This is a genomic window from Ferrimonas balearica DSM 9799 (genome assembly GCF_000148645.1).
In the GTDB taxonomy this organism is placed as follows: domain Bacteria; phylum Pseudomonadota; class Gammaproteobacteria; order Enterobacterales; family Shewanellaceae; genus Ferrimonas; species Ferrimonas balearica.
Genome location: NC_014541.1, coordinates 2,217,752 through 2,237,650, shown reverse-complemented (window position 1 = coordinate 2,237,650; position 19,899 = coordinate 2,217,752). Strand labels below are relative to the sequence as shown.

The 19,899-nt window shown below is 59.6% G+C and carries 19 protein-coding genes; 6 read left to right on the top strand and 13 right to left on the bottom strand.

What is annotated here, in order from left to right:
* Window positions 1-26: 26 nt before the first annotated feature.
* From purB to rluE, 5 genes are all read right to left on the bottom strand, one after another.
* A complete protein-coding gene (purB, locus tag FBAL_RS10165; RefSeq protein WP_013345505.1) occupies window positions 27-1,394 on the bottom strand; it encodes an adenylosuccinate lyase in 1,368 nt (455 codons plus the stop codon).
* 26 nt (window positions 1,395-1,420) lie between these two features.
* Entirely contained in the window at window positions 1,421-2,038 is a 618-nt protein-coding gene (hflD, locus tag FBAL_RS10160; RefSeq protein WP_013345504.1) for a high frequency lysogenization protein HflD, read from the bottom strand.
* 11 nt (window positions 2,039-2,049) lie between these two features.
* Window positions 2,050-3,153: a tRNA 2-thiouridine(34) synthase MnmA gene (mnmA, locus tag FBAL_RS10155; protein ID WP_013345503.1), complete on the bottom strand. Its 1,104-nt coding sequence runs from the start codon at window positions 3,151-3,153 to the stop codon at window positions 2,050-2,052.
* Window positions 3,154-3,261: 108 nt separating this feature from the next.
* Complete coding sequence (locus FBAL_RS10150; protein ID WP_085949583.1) at window positions 3,262-3,720, bottom strand: NUDIX hydrolase; 459 nt, start codon at window positions 3,718-3,720, stop codon at window positions 3,262-3,264.
* Window positions 3,714-4,358, bottom strand: a complete 645-nt coding sequence (gene rluE / locus FBAL_RS10145) for a 23S rRNA pseudouridine(2457) synthase RluE (RefSeq protein ID WP_013345501.1) — start codon at window positions 4,356-4,358, stop codon at window positions 3,714-3,716. Before rluE ends, FBAL_RS10150 begins: the two co-directional genes overlap by 7 nt.
* Before the next feature lie 137 nt (window positions 4,359-4,495).
* On the opposite strand from rluE, the gene FBAL_RS10140 reads away from it, so the two are divergent.
* Window positions 4,496-6,754, top strand: a complete 2,259-nt coding sequence (locus tag FBAL_RS10140) for an NADP-dependent isocitrate dehydrogenase (RefSeq protein ID WP_013345500.1) — start codon at window positions 4,496-4,498, stop codon at window positions 6,752-6,754.
* A gap of 143 nt (window positions 6,755-6,897) precedes the next feature.
* Window positions 6,898-8,151 carry an NADP-dependent isocitrate dehydrogenase gene (gene icd / locus FBAL_RS10135; RefSeq protein WP_013345499.1) on the top strand — a complete coding sequence of 418 codons (1,254 nt, stop codon included), beginning with the start codon at window positions 6,898-6,900 and terminating at the stop codon, window positions 8,149-8,151.
* 77 nt (window positions 8,152-8,228) lie between these two features.
* Here icd and cspD read toward each other — a convergent pair whose 3' ends face one another.
* The gene (cspD, locus tag FBAL_RS10130) at window positions 8,229-8,438 is read right to left on the bottom strand and encodes a cold shock domain-containing protein CspD (RefSeq protein WP_013345498.1); all 210 of its coding nucleotides are present in this window, start codon (window positions 8,436-8,438) and stop codon (window positions 8,229-8,231) included.
* Between the two features lie 203 nt (window positions 8,439-8,641).
* Here cspD and clpS point away from each other — a divergent pair, with 203 nt between their 5' ends.
* Entirely contained in the window at window positions 8,642-8,956 is a 315-nt protein-coding gene (clpS, locus tag FBAL_RS10125) for an ATP-dependent Clp protease adapter ClpS (protein WP_013345497.1), read from the top strand.
* Between the two features lie 31 nt (window positions 8,957-8,987).
* Complete coding sequence (gene clpA, locus FBAL_RS10120; RefSeq protein ID WP_013345496.1) at window positions 8,988-11,264, top strand: ATP-dependent Clp protease ATP-binding subunit ClpA; 2,277 nt, start codon at window positions 8,988-8,990, stop codon at window positions 11,262-11,264.
* 112 nt (window positions 11,265-11,376) lie between these two features.
* On the opposite strand, the gene infA is transcribed toward clpA, so the two are convergent.
* The 3 genes from infA to aat form a co-directional block, all read right to left on the bottom strand.
* Window positions 11,377-11,595: a translation initiation factor IF-1 gene (gene infA, locus FBAL_RS10115; RefSeq protein ID WP_013345495.1), complete on the bottom strand. Its 219-nt coding sequence runs from the start codon at window positions 11,593-11,595 to the stop codon at window positions 11,377-11,379.
* A 74-nt stretch (window positions 11,596-11,669) separates the two neighbouring features.
* Window positions 11,670-12,371, bottom strand: a complete 702-nt coding sequence (locus FBAL_RS10110) for an arginyltransferase (RefSeq protein ID WP_013345494.1) — start codon at window positions 12,369-12,371, stop codon at window positions 11,670-11,672.
* Entirely contained in the window at window positions 12,364-13,077 is a 714-nt protein-coding gene (gene aat, locus FBAL_RS10105) for a leucyl/phenylalanyl-tRNA--protein transferase (protein WP_013345493.1), read from the bottom strand. The genes FBAL_RS10110 and aat overlap by 8 nt, the downstream gene beginning before the upstream one ends.
* Before the next feature lie 45 nt (window positions 13,078-13,122).
* Between aat and FBAL_RS10100 the strand changes: the two genes are divergently transcribed.
* Window positions 13,123-13,593, top strand: coding sequence for an outer membrane lipoprotein (locus FBAL_RS10100; protein ID WP_013345492.1), 471 nt, complete (start codon window positions 13,123-13,125; stop codon window positions 13,591-13,593).
* A 36-nt stretch (window positions 13,594-13,629) separates the two neighbouring features.
* On the opposite strand, the gene cydC is transcribed toward FBAL_RS10100, so the two are convergent.
* The 4 genes from cydC to ald form a co-directional block, all read right to left on the bottom strand.
* The gene (gene cydC / locus FBAL_RS10095) at window positions 13,630-15,300 is read right to left on the bottom strand and encodes a heme ABC transporter ATP-binding protein/permease CydC (RefSeq protein ID WP_013345491.1); all 1,671 of its coding nucleotides are present in this window, start codon (window positions 15,298-15,300) and stop codon (window positions 13,630-13,632) included.
* Complete coding sequence (cydD, locus tag FBAL_RS10090; RefSeq protein ID WP_013345490.1) at window positions 15,293-16,975, bottom strand: heme ABC transporter permease/ATP-binding protein CydD; 1,683 nt, start codon at window positions 16,973-16,975, stop codon at window positions 15,293-15,295. Before cydD ends, cydC begins: the two co-directional genes overlap by 8 nt.
* Window positions 16,976-17,032: 57 nt before the next feature.
* On the bottom strand, window positions 17,033-17,983 hold the full coding sequence (gene trxB / locus FBAL_RS10085) for a thioredoxin-disulfide reductase (protein WP_013345489.1): 951 nt from the start codon (window positions 17,981-17,983) through the stop codon (window positions 17,033-17,035).
* A gap of 107 nt (window positions 17,984-18,090) precedes the next feature.
* Window positions 18,091-19,209 carry an alanine dehydrogenase gene (ald, locus tag FBAL_RS10080; protein ID WP_013345488.1) on the bottom strand — a complete coding sequence of 373 codons (1,119 nt, stop codon included), beginning with the start codon at window positions 19,207-19,209 and terminating at the stop codon, window positions 18,091-18,093.
* 179 nt (window positions 19,210-19,388) lie between these two features.
* Between ald and lrp the strand changes: the two genes are divergently transcribed.
* Entirely contained in the window at window positions 19,389-19,892 is a 504-nt protein-coding gene (gene lrp / locus FBAL_RS10075) for a leucine-responsive transcriptional regulator Lrp (RefSeq protein ID WP_013345487.1), read from the top strand.
* The last annotated feature ends 7 nt before the right edge of the window (window positions 19,893-19,899 follow it).

Below are 19,899 nucleotides of genomic sequence, written 5' to 3'. Positions count from 1 at the left end.
AGGCGGCGTTGTAATGGGCGGTTGGCTTACAACTCATCCATAAACTGAGCAGCGCGGCCAATGTAGTTGGCCGGAGTCAGTTGCTTGAGCTCGGACTTCACGTTCTCCGGCAGTTCCAGACCGTCAATAAAGTCGGCCATGATCTGCTGGTTGACGCGTTTGCCTCGGGTCAGCTCTTTGAGCTTCTCGTAAGGCTTTTCGATGCCGTAGCGACGCATTACGGTCTGGATCGGCTCTGCCAGCAACTCCCAGTTGCTGTCCAGTTCGTTGGCCAGGCTCTGCTCGTTCACTTCCAGCTTGCTGATGCCTTTCAGGGTGGACTGGTAGCCGATCAGGCTGTAGCCCACGCCAACACCGAGGTTACGCAGCACGGTGGAGTCGGTCAGGTCACGCTGCCAGCGGGATACCGGCAGCTTGGCGGCCAGGTGCTGGAACAGGGCATTGGCCAGGCCCAGGTTGCCTTCGGAGTTTTCGAAGTCAATCGGGTTAACCTTGTGCGGCATGGTGGAGGAGCCGATCTCACCGGCGATGGTCTTCTGCTTGAAGTGACCCAGGGCGATGTAGCCCCACACATCACGGTCGAAATCGATCAGGATGGTGTTGAAGCGGGCCAAGGCGTCAAACAGTTCGGCGATGTAGTCGTGCGGTTCGATCTGGGTGGTCCAGGCGTTCCAGGTCAGACCCAGGCTGGTCACGAAACGCTCAGACAGCTGGTGCCAGTCCACATCCGGGTAAGCGGACAGGTGGGCGTTGTAGTTGCCCACGGCGCCGTTGATCTTACCCAGCAGTTCCACCGCTTCGATTTGGCGCAGCTGGCGCTCAAGGCGCTTAGCGACGTTGGCCATCTCTTTACCCATGGTGGTGGGCGAGGCCGGCTGACCGTGGGTGCGGGCCATCATCGGGATGGTGGCGTAGCGACGAGCCAGTTCATTGATGGCGTCGATCAGCTCACGGCAGTAGGGCAGGATCACTTGCTCACGGGCGTTGTGCAGCATCAGGCCGTGGGACAGGTTGTTGATGTCCTCACTGGTACAGGCAAAGTGCACGAACTCACCAACGGCAGCCAGTTCGGCGTTGTCGGCCAGGCGCTCTTTGATGAAGTACTCAACCGCTTTGACGTCGTGGTTGGTGGTGCGCTCGATCTCTTTCACACGGGCAGCGTCAGCTTCGCAGAACTGCTCGGTAATGGCATCCAGGTGGGCCAGCGCGGCTTCACTGAAGCAGGGGACTTCGGTGATTTCCGGGCAGGTGGCCAGAAGTTTCAACCAGGAAATCTCTACCTGTACGCGGTATTTAACCAGGCCAAACTCGCTGAAAATTCCGCGCAATTCCGTGGTTTTGCTGCCATAGCGGCCATCCACCGGGGAAACGGCAGTCAGGCTGGAAAGCTCCATGTAAGCTCCTTGATGAGGTCGATGTTTTATAGATGTTTTAGGGCTTGCAGTGCGTCTTTCACCATGGCGCGGCGAGACAGCACCAGTTGACGGCGTTTGCCACCAAGCTGACGCCACAGCACCGCGGATCGGATCGCTGCAAGCAGTAGGGCTCGAATTCGGTACTGGTTCATCGGCTGCTGCAGCTGGGCAGGCGAGCCAACCACCTGGATACGGGCACCAAGCGGGCTGATCACATCGGCATAGACCGACGCCATATTGGACAGCACCTGCTCGTCGGTAACCTCATAGTGGTGACGCTGACGTTTGACCTGAGACAGGCGCTCGGCCAGCATCGACAGGGCCGCCGGCTTGCTGGCGAGCTTGCGCTCCAGTGCCAGGATGCCCACAACGTAGCGGGTCAGGTCGACGTCTTTTTTGTTGCCGTCGCCCAGCTGGTCCACCAGGGTTTGGTAGCCCAGGCGAAGGTCGCAGTCCTGGTACACGTCTTCGGCACGCTCCGGGTCGGTCACCAGGACGGTGTTGAGGGTGCTTGCCAGCAGGTCGCTGTCTACCCGGCCATGGCGGGACAGCTCGCGCACCTGATGTACGGCGAGGCACAGGCCGGCGAAGGCCATATTACTTTGAGAGAGAGATTGGCGCATGGTGGTCCTGTTCAGCGAATAACCCGGTCGATAATGCCGCCGCCGAGGCAGACATCACCCTGGTAGAACACCGCGGATTGGCCCGGTGTTACGGAGCTGACCGGCTCGTGGAAGCGCACTTCCAGCTCGCCATCAGCCAGCGGTGTGACGGTGCAGGGGATGTCCTGCTGACGGTAGCGGGTCTTCACGCTCACCACGGTTTCACCCTGGGGGCCGGTACGGTCTACCCAGTGCAGCTGGTTAGCCACCAGACCGTTGGAGAACAGGCGCGGGTTGTCTGCGCCCTGACCGACGATCAGCACGTTACGCTCCAGATCCTTATCCACCACGTACCACGGCGCTTCACCGGCGTCCTTGAGACCACCAATGCGCAGGCCCTTACGCTGGCCCAGGGTGTGGTACATCAGGCCATCGTGCTGGCCGATCACTTCACCTTCGGTGGTTTCGATATCACCGGGCTGAGCAGGCAGGTACTTGGCGAGGAAGTCTTTGAACTTGCGCTCACCGATAAAGCAGATGCCGGTGCTGTCTTTTTTGCCCGCGGTGATCAGGTCCTGCTCTTCTGCGATGCGGCGGACTTCCGGCTTCTCCAGTTCACCGACCGGGAACAGGGTCTGTGCCACATGCTCGTGGCCCAGGGTGTAGAGGAAGTAGCTCTGATCTTTGTTGCCATCGAGGCCACGCAGCATCTCGAACTGGCCATCTTCACGCTGACGACGGCGCACGTAGTGGCCGGTCGCGATGTAATCCGCGCCCAGGGCTTCGGCAGCAAACTCGAGAAACGCTTTAAACTTGATCTCTTTGTTGCACATGATGTCCGGGTTGGGGGTACGCCCGGCTTTGTATTCCGCCAGGAAATACTCGAACACGTTGTCCCAGTACTCGGCGGCGAAGTTGACGCTGTGCAGCTCAATGCCCAGCTTGTCGCACACCGCTTGGGCGTCGGCCAGGTCCTGAGATGCAGCGCAGTATTCCTCGGTGTCATCCTCTTCCCAGTTCTTCATGAAGAGTCCCTCAACCTGATAGCCCTGCTGGAGCAGGAGGTAGGCTGAGACGGAGGAGTCCACGCCGCCGGACATGCCGACGATCACCTTTTTGTTGCGGTTATCTGACATCGTATACGGGTTCCGCTGTGCAAAATTCAGATTGAAATTTGGGGGCGCGTATTCTACCACGAAACCCCCGGGGGAGCGAATGGAGGGCCGCCTCTGGCTAACCGGTTGTCAAACCGGCGCTAAGCGGTCATCCAGCAGGCTAAGTGGGTAGTGCCGGCCCGATTCAAAGTCGTCGATGGCACTCAGGACCAACGGACTGCGCAGCTGATTGGCACGTGCTTCGATTTGGGCTCGGGTCAGCCAGTGGCAGGCGACGATCTGGGGATCCTGTGGGGCGGTTTCAAGGGGCGCTTCGAGGGTAAGCGAAAAGCTGAAGCGAACAAACTGGATGCCATCCGGGGCCTGCCATTGGTGGATTCGCAGCAGGTGGTCCGGTTGCCGCTGAATCCCTGTCTCCTCGACCAGTTCACGGGTGCAAGCCTGAACCAGGGATTCGCCGGGCTCAAGGTGGCCGGCAGGCTGGTTCAGCCGCACCTGCCCCGCTATCAGCTCCTCCACCAGCAGGTAACGGTCGTGGTGGTTCACCACGCAAGCGACCGTCACGTTCGGTTTATAGCGTGTCACGATTCGTTGCCATGCAGCACCCGATATTCCCCGTTCGCTAAACCGTCCAGGGTCCAACTGCCAATGCGATAGCGGATCAGGCGCAGGGTAGGGTAGCCAATATGGGCGGTCATCCGGCGCACCTGACGATTCCGTCCCTCGATGATGGAGATGCTGAGCCAACTGGTGGGGATCGCCTTGCGTTCGCGGATGGGCGGATTGCGTGGCCATAACCAGTGCGGTTCGTCGATCCGCTCGACCTTGGCCGGCAGCGTAGGGCCGTCATTCAGGGTAACGCCGTCACGCAGCGCCTGCAGCGCCGCTTCGTCTGGCTCGCCCTCAACCTGCACATAGTAGGTTTTGCTGGTTTTCTTGCCGGGTTGGGTCAGTTTGGCCTGCAGGGCACCGTCGTTGGTGAGCAGCAAAAGCCCTTCAGAATCTCGGTCGAGACGACCGGCGGCATATACACCCGGCTCTTGGATGTAGTCCGCCAAAGTGGCTCGATTGCCACCATCGGTAAATTGGCTAAGCACATCAAACGGCTTATTGAACAGCACGATACGGCGCGCCTCGCGAGGCCGGTCGGGGCGTCGCAAAGGCTTGCGCCGACGGGCATTGGAGGATCTGGCCTGACCAGCTGTTTTGCTATTACGTTGATGCATATAGGAATTTCACTTTCCAGTTTGGTATGAAGGTTTGACCCGCCTATCGTTCCGTTCACTCTGTGATTGATCTATCATGAGCGCCGAATTTGAGACTTGGGCCCGCCTTTTCGAGCCCAGAATAATAAGGACAACCGATGTCTAAAATAATTTATACCCACACGGACGAAGCGCCCGCACTGGCAACCCAATCTCTGCTTCCTATCATCGAGGCCTTTACCGGGGCCGCCAACATCGACATTGAGACCCGTGACATCTCCCTGTCCGGCCGGATTATCGCTAATTTTCCCGAGAACCTGACCGAAGCGCAACGTATGAATGACGCTTTGGCCGAACTGGGCGAGCTGGCCAAAACCCCCGACGCCAACATCATTAAGCTTCCCAACATCTCGGCTTCCATCCCCCAGCTCAAAGCCGCCATCGCGGAGTTGCAGAGCCAGGGCTTTGATGTGCCCAACTACCCGGAAGAGCCGGCCAACGACGCTGAGCGTGCGATTCAGGCCCGCTATGCCAAGGTACTGGGCTCGGCAGTTAACCCGGTACTGCGCGAGGGCAACTCCGACCGTCGCGTTGCGGACGCCGTTAAGCAGTACGCCAAGGCCAACCCTCACTCCATGGGCGCCTGGTCGGCAGATTCCCGCTCCCACGTCGCCCACATGAGCGAGGGCGATTTTTACGGCAGCGAACAGTCCCACGTCTGCACTGAAGGGGACAACGTCCGAATTGAGCTGGTCAATCCGGCCGGCGAGGTCACTGTGCTGAAAGCGGAAACCCCGCTGCAGGCCGGTGAAGTGATTGATGCAGCCCGCATGAGCGGCAACGCTCTGCGCGCGTTCTTTAAAGCGCAGATCGCCGATGCCAAAGCCAGCGGTCTGCTGTTCTCACTGCACCTGAAAGCCACCATGATGAAGGTGTCCGACCCGATCATGTTCGGCTACTGTGTGGAAACCTTCTTCGCCGACCTGTTCAGCAAGCACGCGGACACCTTTGCCAAGCTGGGCGTGGACGCCTCTAACGGCCTGGGCGATGTGCTTGCCAAAATCACCGCCCTGCCGGAAGCGCAGCGTCATGCCATCGAAGCTGACCTGGCTGACGCTTTGGCCAACGGTCCGGACTTGGCGATGGTTAACTCCCACAAGGGCATCACCAACCTGCATGTGCCTTCTGATGTGATCATTGACGCGTCCATGCCGGCGATGATCCGCAGCTCCGGCTGCATGTGGAACAAGGATGACCAGCTGCAGGACACCAAGGCCGTGATTCCGGATCGCTGCTACGCCGGCATCTACCAGGCCACCATCGCGTTCTGTCAGGAACACGGCGCCTTTGACCCCACCACCATGGGTAACGTCAGCAACGTTGGCCTGATGGCCCAGAAGGCGGAGGAGTACGGCTCCCACGACAAGACCTTTAAGATTGACCAGGCCGGTACCGTTCGCGTTGTCAGCCAGAACGGCGATGTGCTGATGCAGCACGACGTGGAGCCGGGTGACATCTGGCGCATGTGCCAGACCAAAGACGCGCCGATCCAGGACTGGGTCAAACTGGGCGTTCAGCGTGCCCGCCTGACCGGTCAGCCTGCGGTGTTCTGGCTGGACGCCGAGCGTGCGCATGACGCCAACCTGATCAACAAGGTGAATGCCGCTCTGGCCAACCATGACACTGATGGCCTGACCATTAAGATCCTGGCCCCGGTGGACGCAATGGCCTACACCCTGGAGCGCGTAAAAGCGGGTCAGGACACCATCTCAGTGACCGGCAACGTGCTGCGGGATTACCTGACTGACCTGTTCCCCATCCTGGAACTGGGTACCTCCGCCAAGATGCTCTCCATCGTGCCGCTGCTGTCCGGTGGTGGCCTGTTTGAAACCGGTGCCGGCGGTTCTGCCCCCAAACACGTTCAGCAGTTTGTGGAAGAGAACCACCTGCGCTGGGATTCCCTGGGCGAGTTCCTTGCGCTGGCCGTTTCTCTGGAAGACCTGGCCCGCAAGACCGGCAATGACAAAGCCAAGGTGCTGGCTGAAGCCCTGAACGTCGCCAACGGCCTGTTCCTGGAGCACAACAAGTCCCCGTCACGCAAAGTCGGCGAGTTAGACAACCGCGGCAGCCATTTCTATCTGGCACTGTACTGGGCCCAGGTGCTGGCCGCGCAGACGGACGATGCCGAACTGCAGGCGCTGTTCGCGCCGTTGGCTGAGGCCCTGACTGAGCAGGAAGCGGCGATCGTGGCCGAACTGAATCAGGCCCAGGGTGTGGCGTTGGAGATCGGCGGTTACTACCGTCCGGATGCCGCTCTGGTCAGCAAAGCGATGCGTCCCAGCGCGCTCTTCAATAATGCTCTGGCAGCCTTTGTCGCCAGCGTGGAAGACGCGGTGAAGTTGTCCCAGCCGGCTTAAACTTTGGTCGAATGAAACACGCTAAACCGCCGTTTTACGGCGGTTTTTTTGTGTCTGGCGGGGAAGGGCAAAGCCCGGTAATCTATCCTTGGCGTCGAAAAAACAGACACCGAACACTGAAGGTAGGACACAAGGAGTCGAAGATGGAATCGAAGATCCACCCGCCCGCAGAGGGCGCGATCATCCAGATCACAGACCGTGGTGCGTTACAGGTGCCGGACCGGCCCATCATCCCCTTTATCGAGGGTGACGGTATCGGTGTGGATGTTACGCCGCCAATGCGCAAGGTACTGGATGCGGCCGTGGAGAAAGCCTACGGCAGTCAGCGCCAAATCCAGTGGATGGAGGTTTACTGCGGTGAGAAGTCGACCCAGGTCTACGGTGCGGACACTTGGTTGCCTGATGAGACCCTGGAAGCGGTGAAAACCTATCGTGTTGCCATTAAGGGGCCGCTGACCACGCCGGTCGGTGGCGGCATCCGTTCATTGAACGTGGCGCTGCGTCAGGAGTTGGACCTCTACGTCTGCCTGCGTCCGGTACGTTACTACCAGGGCACCCCAAGCCCGTTGAAACAACCTGAGCTGACCGACATGGTGATCTTCCGTGAAAACAGCGAAGACATCTATGCCGGCGTAGAGTGGCAGGCGGGCACCGCCGACGCCAACAAAGTGATCCGGTTCCTGATTCAGGAGATGGGGGTCAACAAGATCCGCTTTACCGAAGATTGCGGCATCGGCATTAAGCCGATCTCCAAGCAGGGCACAGAGCGTTTGGTGCGTGCAGCGATTCAGTACGCCATCGACAATGATCGCGACTCCGTTACCCTGGTGCATAAGGGCAACATCATGAAGTTCACCGAAGGCGCCTTTAAGGACTTCGGTTACGAGCTGGCTCAGCGTGAGTTTGGTGCCGAACTGCTGGATGGCGGACCCTGGTGTCAGCTGACCAACCCGAATACCGGCAAAACCATCATCATCAAGGATGTGATTGCTGACGCGTTCCTGCAGCAGATCCTGTTGCGTCCTGCTGAGTACGATGTGATCGCCACCATGAACCTGAACGGGGACTACATCTCGGATGCCCTGGCGGCTCAGGTGGGGGGGATTGGCATTGCGCCCGGGGCCAACATCGGTGACGGTGTCGCGCTGTTTGAGGCCACCCACGGCACCGCGCCCAAGTATGCGGGTCAGGATAAGGTCAATCCGGGCTCGTTGATTTTGTCCGGTGAGATGATGCTGCGCCACCTGGGCTGGACCGAAGCGGCGGACCTGGTGATCAAGGGGATGGAGGGCGCGATTGCGGCCCGTACCGTGACCTATGACTTTGAGCGCCTGATGGACGATGCCACGCTGCTCAGCTGCTCTGAGTTTGGCGACGCCATCATCGCCAACATGTAACTGACCGAAAGGGCATAAAAAAAGCAGACCTCCTGGTCTGCTTTTTTATTGGTTTGGTCACCCTAAGCGATGGTGGCTTACTTGTTGACCGGTTGAATGTTGGAGGCGTGCATACCCTTGGGGCCTGCTTCCATCTCAAACTCAACAACCTGGCCCGCCTTCAGCGTACGATAGCCTTCCATCTCAATGGTTGAATAATGCGCAAAGACATCTTCACCGCCCCCTTCGGGACAAATGAAACCAAAGCCTTTTGCATTGTTGAACCACTTAACCGTTCCTTGAGCCATACCTCGACTTCCTTCTTTTTGAGTCCTTCCCAAATGATCTTGTAATCACTCTCCGCTGCCCATATAACGAAAGGTAAGCACTGGAGAGTGGTAGCGTTCGAGCGCTAACACGTACCAATTAACAAAAAGATAACAACGTAGTCAAGGGGTAATGGCCTTGTTACCCGACTGCAACATCAATTTGGAGTGACTAAGCTTTTACTATGAGCAGAGACACAGAGCTTGATCATGTCGTAGAACATGAGAAGCAATCCCAGGCGGTAGAGCCGCCGCCGCTGTACAAAGTGGTGCTCAACAACGACGACTACACACCGATGGAGTTCGTGGTTGAGGTCCTGACCAAGTTTTTTGCCTTGACCCAGGAGCAGGCCACGGAAGTGATGCTGACGGTTCATTACAAGGGGAAGGGTGTCTGTGGCGTTTTCACCTACGACGTTGCAGAGACCAAAGCCGCACAGGTTAATCGTTATTCCCGCGAGCATGAGCATCCCTTGCTTTGCTCAACGGAGAAAGCCTGATGCGAAACGATAGGGGTAATGGGGAGCGCACATGCTGAATAAAGACCTGGAAATCACGCTGAATAACGCGTTTCAACAGGCCCGGCGCAGCCGTCATGAGTTTATGACGGTGGAACACCTGCTGCTGGCGCTACTCGAAAACCCCTCGGCCCGCGAAGCGCTGGAAGCCTGCGGTGCCCGAATCGAAAACCTCCGGCAGGAGGTATCGGTGTTCATCGAACAAACCACGCCGCTGATCCCGGATGACGACAGCGATCGCGAGACGCAACCGACGCTGGGTTTCCAGCGGGTGCTGCAGCGCGCCGTATTCCACGTCCAGAGCAGTGGCCGTAACGAAGTCTCCGGCGCCAATGTGCTGGTGGCCATCTTCTCTGAGCAGGAGTCCCAGGCGGTTTACCTGCTGCGCAAATCCGACGTTTCCCGTCTCGATGTGGTCAATTTTATCGCCCACGGTGTGGTGAAGCGTGATGGGCAGGAAGATGAACCCTTTAATGGCGGCGACAGCGCTGACACCAACCTCTCCGATAAAGAGGAGGAGGGCGGTGAGAAGCTGGAAAACTTCGCGGCCAACCTCAACAAGCAAGCCTCTTCCGGCCAGATCGATCCCTTGATCGGCCGCGACCAGGAGGTGGAGCGCACCATTCAGGTACTGTGCCGCCGCCGTAAAAACAACCCGCTGTTGGTGGGTGAGGCCGGGGTGGGCAAAACCGCCATCGCCGAGGGCCTGGCCTACCGTATCACTCAGGAGGACGTGCCTGAGGTGATGCTGGGCTGCACCATCTACAGCCTCGATATGGGCGCCTTGCTGGCAGGCACCAAGTACCGTGGCGACTTCGAGAAGCGCTTTAAAGCGGTGCTCAAGCAGCTTCAGCGTGACGAGAAGGCGATCCTGTTTATTGACGAGATCCACACCATCATCGGTGCCGGCGCCGCCAGTGGCGGCATGATGGACGCGTCCAACCTGCTGAAGCCGTTGCTGTCCAGTGGCAAGATGCGCTGTATCGGTTCCACCACCTATCAGGAATATCAGGGCATCTTCGAGAAAGACCGGGCCCTGGCCCGCCGCTTCCAGAAGATCGACGTGGTGGAACCGTCGGTATCCGAGACCACCCAGATCCTGATGGGCCTGAAGAGCCGTTACGAGGAGCACCATCAGGTACGCTACACCCAGTCCGCGCTGAGCGCGGCCGCCACCCTGTCCGCTAAGCACATCAATGAACGCCACCTGCCGGATAAGGCGATTGATGTGATTGACGAGGCGGGCGCGCGGATGGCGATGCTGCCGGTGTCCAAGCGTAAGAAAACCATCGGCGTGGCCGACATCGAAGCGATTGTTGCCAAGATTGCCCGTATCCCGCCCAAGTCCGTCTCCGCCACCGACAAAGAGGTGCTGGAGAACCTGGACCGCAACCTGAAGATGGTGGTGTTTGGTCAGGACCCGGCCATCGAAGCCCTGACCGCCGCCATTCGCCTGGCCCGCAGTGGCCTGGGCAATGAAGGTAAGCCGGTGGGCAACTTCCTGTTTGCCGGCCCGACCGGGGTGGGTAAAACCGAAGTCACTCAACAGCTGGCCCGCCAGTTGGGGGTTGAGCTGATCCGCTTCGACATGTCTGAGTACATGGAGCGTCACAGCGTCAGCCGCCTGGTTGGTGCCCCTCCGGGTTACGTGGGCTATGACCAGGGCGGTCTGCTGACCGACGCGGTGCTGAAACACCCGCACTCTGTTGTGCTGTTGGATGAGATTGAGAAGGCGCACCAGGACGTCTACAACCTGCTGTTGCAGGTGATGGACCACGGTACCCTGACCGACAACAACGGCCGCAAGGCAGACTTCCGTAACGTCATTCTGGTGATGACCACCAATGCCGGTGTTCAGGAAACGGTGCGCAAGTCCATTGGCTTCAAGCAACAGGACCACAGCTTCGATGCGATGAGCGAGATCAACCGGGTGTTCACGCCGGAGTTCCGCAACCGCCTCGACTCCATCATCTGGTTCAACCACTTGGATATGCAGGTGATCGCCAAGGTGGTGGACAAGTTCCTGGTTGAGCTGCAGGCGCAGCTGGATGCCAAGGGCGTTTGCATGACCGTGACCGAGGATGCCCGGGTATGGCTGGCCGAGAAGGGCTACGACCGTGATATGGGCGCTCGGCCCATGGCGCGCCTGGTGCAGGAGGAGATCAAGAAGCCGCTGGCCAATGAGATCCTGTTCGGTCGTCTGCAGAAAGGTGGACGGGTCACCGTCGATGTCGACGAAAATGGCCTGGGTTTCAGCTATCCGGAAGCGGTGGCCGAAGCCACCACCTGATTTGCCGGCCAAACCAAAAAAGCCCCCGTTACCGGGGGCTTTCTTTTCTCACTTTCTCACCCCCAATACAAAAAGCCCGGCACGAGCCGGGCTTTTGCTTGGGGATGACCGATCAGCGAGAACGGAACACGATGCGACCTTTGGTCAGATCGTAGGGGGTCAGCGCCACAGTGACAGTGTCGCCGGTCAGAATGCGGATGTAGTGCTTGCGCATTTTGCCGGAGATGTGGGCGGTAACCACGTGTCCGTTTTCCAGTTCCACTCGGAACATGGTGTTAGGCAATGTCTCGAGGACGGTGCCTTGCATCTCGATGCTGTCTTCTTTTGCCATCTAGCAAATCATCCCGTTAAGTATGAGAAAAAATCCGGCGTATCATGCCGTAAAACCCCTGCACTGTAAAGGCGTCAGCCGCGCCAATCCCGCCACAACTGGCCATCAAGCCACTCAATGGGACGGAACTGGGTCTTGTAGGCCATCTTTGGGCAGGCGTCGATCTGGTAGCCCAGATAAAGATAGTCGCGACCCAACTGCTGGGCGAGGGCAATCTGGGCCAGAATGGCGCGGGTGCCCAGAGAGCGTCCCGCCAGTTCTGGCTGAAAGAAGGTGTAAGTGGCGGAAAGGCTGTTGGGAAGCAGGTCGGTCACCGCCACCAGCACCAGTTCGTCCTCTTTCCACGCTTCGATAAACAGTTGCTCCAGCCAGTCACACACCAGAAAGCGGTCAAACTGGTCGAGCGAGGGCGGGTACATCGGGCCGTCATTATGGCGCTGGCAGATGTACTCAAGATAGAGGGCCTGCTGGTCCGGAGTAGGATGGGTGGTGACCCGCCACTGCAGGTCATCGTTCTTGTTCAGAACCCGACGCTGTGAACGGCTGGGCTGAAAACGCTGTACTGGCAAACGTACCGGCACACAGGCCTGGCAGCCCTGGCAGTGGGGTCGATAAATCTGCGCGCCGGAGCGCCGGAATCCCAGTGCCAACAGCTGCTCAAACTGGCCGACGTCCACCGGGTCACGGTTGACCAGCAGCTGCTCATGCTGTTCCGGCAGGTAGCTGCAAGGGAAGCTCTGGCTTAAGCCAAGGCTGAGGTGACGGATGTCAGACATCGAAGGCGTACCTCCCGCTTTGCCAGGTGCCTTCCGGCAGGGGCTGGTCCCTCAGTGCGCGGAGATGGCTGAGGAACTCCTGGCGCGGCAGCAACTGAGCGCCAAGGCGCATCAGGTGGTCGTTCGGTACCTGGGCGTCAATCCAGCGACCGCCGGCTTTATGCAGATGGCTGGAGAGCGCCCAAAAGGCGGCCTTGGAGGCGTTACTGCGGGTGTGGAACATCGATTCACCGCAAAACAGGCTGCCAATCGCCAGGCCATACAAGCCGCCGATCAGCTCATTCCCATCCCAAACCTCAACGGAATGGGCATGGCCTTCGTGGTGCAGGCGCCGGTAAGCGTGCTGCATCTCTTCGCTGATCCAGGTGCCATCCTGGTTGTTACGGGGGGCTGCGCAGGCTGCAATGACGCGGTCAAAGGCCAGGTCGATGCTGTATTGCCAGCCTTGTTGGCGGACGGCTTTACGCAGGCTGCGCGACGGTGACAGGGTGTAGATGTCGAAAACCGCCCGGGGATTCGGGCTCCACCACAGGATCGGGTCGCCGGGATTGAACCAGGGGAAGATGCCATTACGGTAGGCGTGGAGCAGCCGGTCCGGGCTCAGGTCGCCGCCAATGGCCAGTAAACCATTGGGATCATCCAGGGCCTGGTGAGCGGGCGGAAACCACTGGGCGTGTTGATTGAGATAACTTACGGCACTGACCATATTGGGCTTATAGTAGGGGCATGGCGTCAATACGAGCGGACTCCCATGCTGACAAAAAGACTTTCCCTGATGTTGATAGGTTTTATTCTAGCGGCCAATGCGCTGGCAAACTACAACCGTAACCAGGCGGTGCCGGTGGAAAAGGTGGTCTATGGTGCCGTGGAATCGGTGCGGGAGATCAGCCGGGAAGAGTTGATCGAAGACCGTAACCGGGGCTGGAAGGTGTTTGGCGGGGCGGTACTTGGCGGCGTGATAGGCCACCAGTTTGGCGGTGGCAGCGGCCAGGATGTTGCCACGGTGCTGGGGGCGCTGGCTGGCGCCGGTTTGGCCAATCGCTCGGCCAACCAGTATCAGGTGAAGCAATACCGCCTGGTTGAGCTGATGATTCAGGCCGAGAGTGGTGAACAGGTGATGGTGATTCAGGACTTTGACCCGGGCATGGTGTTCCGGGCCCGGGATCAGGTGCGCATCGTCTATCTGGCCGGAGGCCAGGTGCGGGTGGATAAAGCGATGTAGCGCAAAAAGAAACGGGGCCAGTTGGCCCCGTTTTCGTTATCCCTCGTGCTCGGCGAGCTGACCGTTGTCCATCAACAACACCCGGTCCATCTGAGCCAACGCCGCCCGGCGATGGGTGATGTAGAGCAGGGTGCGGTCAGGCCGGTGTGCCAGCATGGCGGCCAGTACCCGGGCTTCGGTGCCCTCATCCAAGCCTTCGGTCGGTTCGTCCAGCAGCAATACCGGCGCCGGATGCAGCAGGGCGCGGGCGAGGCCTAGACGGCGGCGTTCGCCACCGGACAGCTGACGTCCGCCTTCACCCAACCACTGCATCAACCCCTGTTCGGCGGCGAGGTAGCCCAGCTCAACCTGTTCCAGTGCCACCACCAACTGCGCGTCGGTAGCCTGAGGGGCGGCGATGCGAAGGTTATCCGCCAGGGTGTCATTAAAGATATGAACCCGTTGGCTGATGTGGCACAGGGTTTGGGTCAGCGCGCGGTGCTGGTAGGACTCCAGCGCTTCGCCATTGAGCCGGATCTGACCCTGTTGCGGGCTGAACTGGCGGGTCAGCAGATCCAGCAGGGTGGATTTGCCGCAGCCGGTTCGACCCAGTATCGCGACCTTTTCCCCGGCTTTCAGGGTCAGGTTCAGGTTATCCAGTACTGGGTCGAGTGCGCCGGGATACTGATAGCCCAGCGCGTCGATGCTCAGCGACTCAAAGGTTTCCGGTGCGGTTTTGTCGCCAAACTGTTGGTCCGGTTCCATCTCCAGAATGGGGCGTAGGCGCTGTGCCGCACTCAGGGTATGGCCCAGATGCTGGAACGCATTGGCGACCGGCGCCAGCGCTTCAAAGCTGGCCAGGGTGGCGAACACCAGCAGGGCCAGCAGCGGGCCCGGAGGCGTGGCGCTGCCCATCTGTTCCCAACCCAGCCAGATCATCAGCAGCAACACCCAACCGTTGAGGCTGGTGATCAGGGCCTGAGACAAGCCGGTCAGGCGCGCCATCGCACGTTGGCCATCCAGCAGGGCCTGCTCCTGTTCGTGCAAACGCTGACGCTGGGCTTGTGTGGCACCAAATACCGCCAGTTCGCTCTGGGCTTCCAGCCAGTCACCCAGTGCCAGTCGAAGGCCGGTAAGACGCTCTGACAGCGCCTGGCCGGGTTTCAGGCCGAGCCGGTAGAACACCAGGGGAAACAGCAACAGCAAAGCGAACAGGGTGCCACCGAGAATCAACGAGAGTCGGGTGTCAAAAAACGCGATAAGTCCCATCAGGGCGAGGATCGCCACGGCACCGGCCACCACAGGCGTGATCAAGCGCAGGTAGAGATGGTCCAGCGCATCGATGTCCGCCACCATGCGGTTGAGCAGATCACCGTCTCGCAGGTCTTTCAACTGACCCGGTCCCAATGGCGCCAGGCGCTGGAAGAACCAGGTACGCAGCGTCGCCAGCAGCCGGAAGGTGGCATCATGGCTGACCACCCGTTCGGCCCAGCGGGCGGCGGTACGGCTGACCGACAGGAAGCGCACGCCACCGGCGGGCATCATGTAATTGAACTCGGCGCTGCGGGTAATCACCAGGCCAGCCACGGCAGTGGCGGCAATAAACCAACCGGACAGCGACAATAAGCCAATGCTGCCGATCAGGGTCAGCACGGCCAGCAGGATGCCCAGGCTGAGTCGACCCCAGTGTTGGCGGTAAAGCGCCAGGAAGGGTTTCAGGTCACCCATTGAGACCTCCCATGACCAGTTGCTGGTCGCCCTGAGCCAACTGTTCCGGACGGTGGCTGATCAGCACCGTGGTGCGGCCCTGACGGGCCTGTTGAAGCGCCTGATTCACCAGTTGCTCACTGTCCCGATCGAGGCTGGCACTGGGCTCATCCAGTAATAGCAGCGGGGAGGGTTTGAGCAGGGCACGGGCCAACGCCAGGCGCTGGGCCTGGCCGACGGAGAGGCCACCAGCACGGTCGTTCACCTGGTAGCTCAGCTGGCCCGGTAAACGGCGAACAAACTCGGCGGCGTGGGCCTGTTCCAGCACAGACCAGAGTTGCTCGTCGCTGGCGTCCGGCGCGGCCAGGCGCAGGTTTTCCGCCACGGTGCCATGCAGCAGCACCGGGTTCTGGCCCAGCCAGGTCAGATGTTGAAGCCACGCGCCTCGTGGCAGCTGGGACAGCTCAATGCCATTGACGGTGAGACTGCCCTGGTAGGGCAGGAAGCCCATCAGTGCCTGCATCAGCGAGGTTTTACCGCTGCCGGTCACGCCGCCGACGGTGAGCAACTCGCCCGGCTCTGCCCGGAAGCTGATGGGCGCCGTCAGGGCCTTACCCTGAGCGGTGGTGACCACCAGATCCCGGGCTTCCAGAGCGATCTTTCCGGTGTTATCCAGTTTGGCGTCACTGGATTGTGTCAGCTCCGGGGTGTCGATAAAGCGGATCAGCGATTCCGCGGCACCCAGGGCCTGGGCCTTGGCGTGGTAATAGGCCCCCAGATCACGGAACGGCTGGAAAAATTCCGGTGCCAGTATCAGCACCAGCAGGCCGGTCAGCAGGGTAACGCCAGCACCATAGTGGCCGAAGTTGAGCTCGCCGAGGTAGCTAAAACCGAAATAGACCGCGACAACCGCGATGGAGATGGAGGCAAAAAATTCCAGTACGGCGGAGGACAGGAACGCCATACGCAGCACCTCCATGGTGCGGCGGCGGAACTGATCGGACGCCATCTCCATGCGGGAAACCTCTGCGTCCACCCGATCGAACTGGCGCACGGTGCGCAGGCCGCGCAGACGGTCCAGAAAGTGGCCCGACAGCCGCGCCAGAGCCAGGAAATTGCGTTTGTTGGCATCCGCGGCGCCCATACCTACCACCACCATAAACAGTACGGTGAGCGGTGCGGTGACCGTAAAGATCAGCCCGGCGGCCCAGTTGATGGGGAACACCACCACCAGGATGGCCGCGGGGATAAGCCCCACCAGCATCATCTGCGGCAGGTACTTGGCGTAGAACTCCTGCAACTTTTCGACCTGTTCCAGCAACATCGCTGACCAACTGCCGCTGGGCTGCTGCTGGATGTAGGCCGGGCCGAGCCGGCCGAGCTTGTCGAGCAGCTCCCGGCGCAGTACCTGGCGAACCCGGGCGCCGGCCTCAAAACCGGCCACCTCTTTGCCATAGAGGCAAAGTGACCGCGCCGGGAACAGCAGCGCCAGCAGGATCATGGACTGGGTAAAGTCGGACAGAGGCTGGTTATTGATGATCAGGCCATGCAGGAGGGAAGCCATCAGCCAGGCCTGACCGATGATAAGAAGGCCATTGGCAAAGCCCAGCAGTGTGGCCAGACGTTGCCATCCACGACCCGACAGGGCCGCTTCTTTAAGCCAGCTGGTGAGCTGGCGTTCAGTGTCTTTGTCCATGGGGAACCTGACAAAATGGGGCCCGACGGGCCCCATTGTGGATCACTCGTGCAATGTTTATTGCGCGTCGAGGAAGCGTTCTGCGTCCAGTGCAGCCATACAGCCGGTACCGGCAGAGGTGATCGCCTGGCGGTAGTTGTGATCCATCACATCACCCGCGGCAAAGACGCCGGGTACGGAGGTGGCCGTGGCGTTACCTTCAAGCCCGCTCTGCACCAGAATATAGCCGTCTTTCATCTCCAGCTGGCCTTCGAAGATCTGGGTGTTGGGCTGGTGGCCGATGGCGATAAACACGCCGTCCACTTTCAGCTCTTCGGTGGCTTCGGAGCGGGTGTCCTTGATGCGGGCACCGGTCACGCCCATCTCGTCACCCAGAACCTCATCCAGAGTGCGGTCGGTGTGCAGAACAATGTTGCCGTTCGCTACTTTATCCATCAGGCGCTTAACCAGAATCTTCTCCGCGCGGAAGCTGTCGCGACGGTGGATAAGATGGACCTCGGAGGCGATGTTGGACAGGTAGAGGGCTTCCTCTACGGCGGTGTTGCCACCGCCAACAACGGCAACCGGCTTATTGCGGTAGAAGAACCCGTCACAGGTGGCACAGGCGGAGACGCCGCGGCCCTGGAAGGCGGTCTCGGATTCCAGACCCAGGTACTTGGCGCTCGCACCGGTGGCAATCACCAGGGCGTCACAGGTGTACTCGCCGCTGTCGCCTTTCAGGCGGTAGGGGCGGGACTTCAGATCCACTTCGTTGATGTGGTCAAACACGATTTCAGTTTCAAAGCGCTCGGCGTGGGCCTTCATACGCTCCATCAGACCCGGGCCGGTCAGGCCTTCCGGGTCGCCAGGCCAGTTTTCCACTTCCGTGGTGGTGGTGAGCTGGCCTCCCTGCTGCATGCCGGTGATCATTACCGGGTTCAGGTTGGCGCGGGCCGCGTACACCGCAGCGGTGTAACCAGCGGGGCCGGAACCCAGGATCAGCAGTTGGCAATGCTTTACGTCACTCATTGAACTCTCCGAGTCTTCATCGTTGTGCACGCGATTCTAAAAAAAAGGACCGGTAAAAGAAACGGGGGCTGTCGCCCCCGTCACATTGATAAAGCCGATTGACCCAATCAGGCTTTTACCAGTTCGTTCGGATTGAAGTACGGGTAGTCCAATGCCTCGGCGACTTCACGGCAGGTAACTTTGCCATCCATCACGTTCAGGCCGTTCATCAGATGCGCATCATCCAGCAGGGCTTTGGCGTAGCCTTTCTCTGCCAGGGCAATGATGTAGGGCAGGGTGGCGTTGTTCAGGGCGAAGGTTGAGGTACGCGGTACGGCACCGGGCATGTTGGCCACACAGTAGTGAACCACGTCATCAACGATGTAAACCGGATCCTGGTGGGTGGTGGGCTTGGAGGTCTCCACACAACCGCCCTGGTCGATGGCAACGTCCACGATGGCCGCACCGGGCTTCATCTTGGTGATGTGGTCACGGGTAACCAACTTCGGCGCCGCAGCGCCAGGGATCAGTACACCGCCAATCACCAGGTCCGCTTCCAGTACGTGCTGTTCCAGCGCCTCTGCGGTGGAGTAGATCACTTTGGCGCGGTTCTCGAACTGGTTGTTCAGTTCCCGCAGGACGTTTACGTTGCGGTCGAGGATGGTCACGTCTGCACCCATACCAACGGCCATCAGCGCGGCGTTACGGCCTACCATGCCGCCACCGATAACCACGACTTTGGCCGGCTCAACACCCGGTACGCCGCCCAACAGCATGCCGCGACCCTGGTTGGATTTCTCCAGCGCCTGGGCACCGGCCTGGATGGACATGCGACCAGCCACTTCAGACATCGGGGCCAGCAGGGGCAGGCCGCCACGGGCGTCGGTTACGGTCTCATAGGCGATGCAGATGGCGCCGCTCTTCACCAGGTCTTCGGTTTGCGGGGCATCCGGGGCCAGGTGGAGGTAGGTAAACAGGATTTGGCCGGGGCGCAGCATGGCACGCTCAACGGCTTGCGGTTCTTTTACTTTGACGATCATGTCGGCCTGGGCAAATACGCCTTCGGCGCTGCCGATGATCTCGGCGCCAGCGTCAACATAATCCTGATCGGTACAGCCAATTCCGATGCCCGCTTGGGTTTCAACCAGAACTTGGTGGCCGCGGATGGTCAGCTCACGCACACTGGCGGGAACCATCCCGACGCGATATTCATGGTTCTTAATTTCCTTGGGTACACCGATGATCATGCTTCTCCGTCCTCTTATTAGGTTTATTGTTGGATTGCGTTACGGCTAATTAATTCGCGATATTTTACTTGGCCTTAGCCGTCCGGTTAGTATATTCTCCCGTCGGGAGCATTTCCCCCGATTTATTTGGGTGCACACAGGACAATATCCCGCGTCAGACGGGAACTAAGGAAGTATTCATGGCATATAACAAGAAAAAGCCGTTAAAAGAACTTGATAGAATCGACCGCAACATCCTGAATGAACTGCAACGGGATGGCCGGATCTCCAATGTGGAGCTGTCCAAGCGCGTCGGTCTCAGTCCGACCCCCTGCCTTGAGCGGGTTAAGCGACTGGAAAGACAGGGCTTTATTCTCGGTTACACTGCTCAGGTCAACCCTCACTACCTCGGCGCATCGCTGCTTGTATACGTCGAGATCTCCCTCAATCGCGATACCCCTGATGTCTTCGAACAGTTCAACCGTGCGGTTATGGAACTCGAAGATGTGCAGGAGTGCCACCTCGTTTCCGGCGATTTCGACTACCTGTTGAAGACCCGCGTAAGCGATATGACTGCGTACCGCCGCTTGTTGTCTGAAACCCTGCTGCGTCTGCCAGCGGTGAAGGACACCCGCACCTACGTGGTGATGGAGGAGGTAAAACAGACCAGTCGGGTGCAGATCTCCAACATGGCAACCGCCTGAACCCCGG

Bases quoted from the DNA above. Each gene is read 5' to 3' on its own strand.
- mnmA (WP_013345503.1), bottom strand. From the start codon at position 3,153: ATGTCAGATAACCGCAACAAAAAGGTGATCGTCGGCATGTCCGGCGGC.
- icd (WP_013345499.1), top strand. From the start codon at position 6,898: ATGGAATCGAAGATCCACCCGCCCGCAGAGGGCGCGATCATCCAGATC.
- rluE (WP_013345501.1), bottom strand. From the start codon at position 4,358: ATGCATCAACGTAATAGCAAAACAGCTGGTCAGGCCAGATCCTCCAAT.
- clpA (WP_013345496.1), top strand. From the start codon at position 8,988: ATGCTGAATAAAGACCTGGAAATCACGCTGAATAACGCGTTTCAACAG.
- trxB (WP_013345489.1), bottom strand. From the start codon at position 17,983: ATGAGTGACGTAAAGCATTGCCAACTGCTGATCCTGGGTTCCGGCCCC.
- hflD (WP_013345504.1), bottom strand. From the start codon at position 2,038: ATGCGCCAATCTCTCTCTCAAAGTAATATGGCCTTCGCCGGCCTGTGC.
- infA (WP_013345495.1), bottom strand. From the start codon at position 11,595: ATGGCAAAAGAAGACAGCATCGAGATGCAAGGCACCGTCCTCGAGACA.
- cydD (WP_013345490.1), bottom strand. From the start codon at position 16,975: ATGGACAAAGACACTGAACGCCAGCTCACCAGCTGGCTTAAAGAAGCG.
- lrp (WP_013345487.1), top strand. From the start codon at position 19,389: ATGGCATATAACAAGAAAAAGCCGTTAAAAGAACTTGATAGAATCGAC.
- FBAL_RS10140 (WP_013345500.1), top strand. From the start codon at position 4,496: ATGTCTAAAATAATTTATACCCACACGGACGAAGCGCCCGCACTGGCA.
- clpS (WP_013345497.1), top strand. From the start codon at position 8,642: ATGAGCAGAGACACAGAGCTTGATCATGTCGTAGAACATGAGAAGCAA.
- cydC (WP_013345491.1), bottom strand. From the start codon at position 15,300: ATGGGTGACCTGAAACCCTTCCTGGCGCTTTACCGCCAACACTGGGGT.
- aat (WP_013345493.1), bottom strand. From the start codon at position 13,077: ATGGTCAGTGCCGTAAGTTATCTCAATCAACACGCCCAGTGGTTTCCG.
- FBAL_RS10110 (WP_013345494.1), bottom strand. From the start codon at position 12,371: ATGTCTGACATCCGTCACCTCAGCCTTGGCTTAAGCCAGAGCTTCCCT.
- purB (WP_013345505.1), bottom strand. From the start codon at position 1,394: ATGGAGCTTTCCAGCCTGACTGCCGTTTCCCCGGTGGATGGCCGCTAT.
- cspD (WP_013345498.1), bottom strand. From the start codon at position 8,438: ATGGCTCAAGGAACGGTTAAGTGGTTCAACAATGCAAAAGGCTTTGGT.
- FBAL_RS10100 (WP_013345492.1), top strand. From the start codon at position 13,123: ATGCTGACAAAAAGACTTTCCCTGATGTTGATAGGTTTTATTCTAGCG.
- ald (WP_013345488.1), bottom strand. From the start codon at position 19,209: ATGATCATCGGTGTACCCAAGGAAATTAAGAACCATGAATATCGCGTC.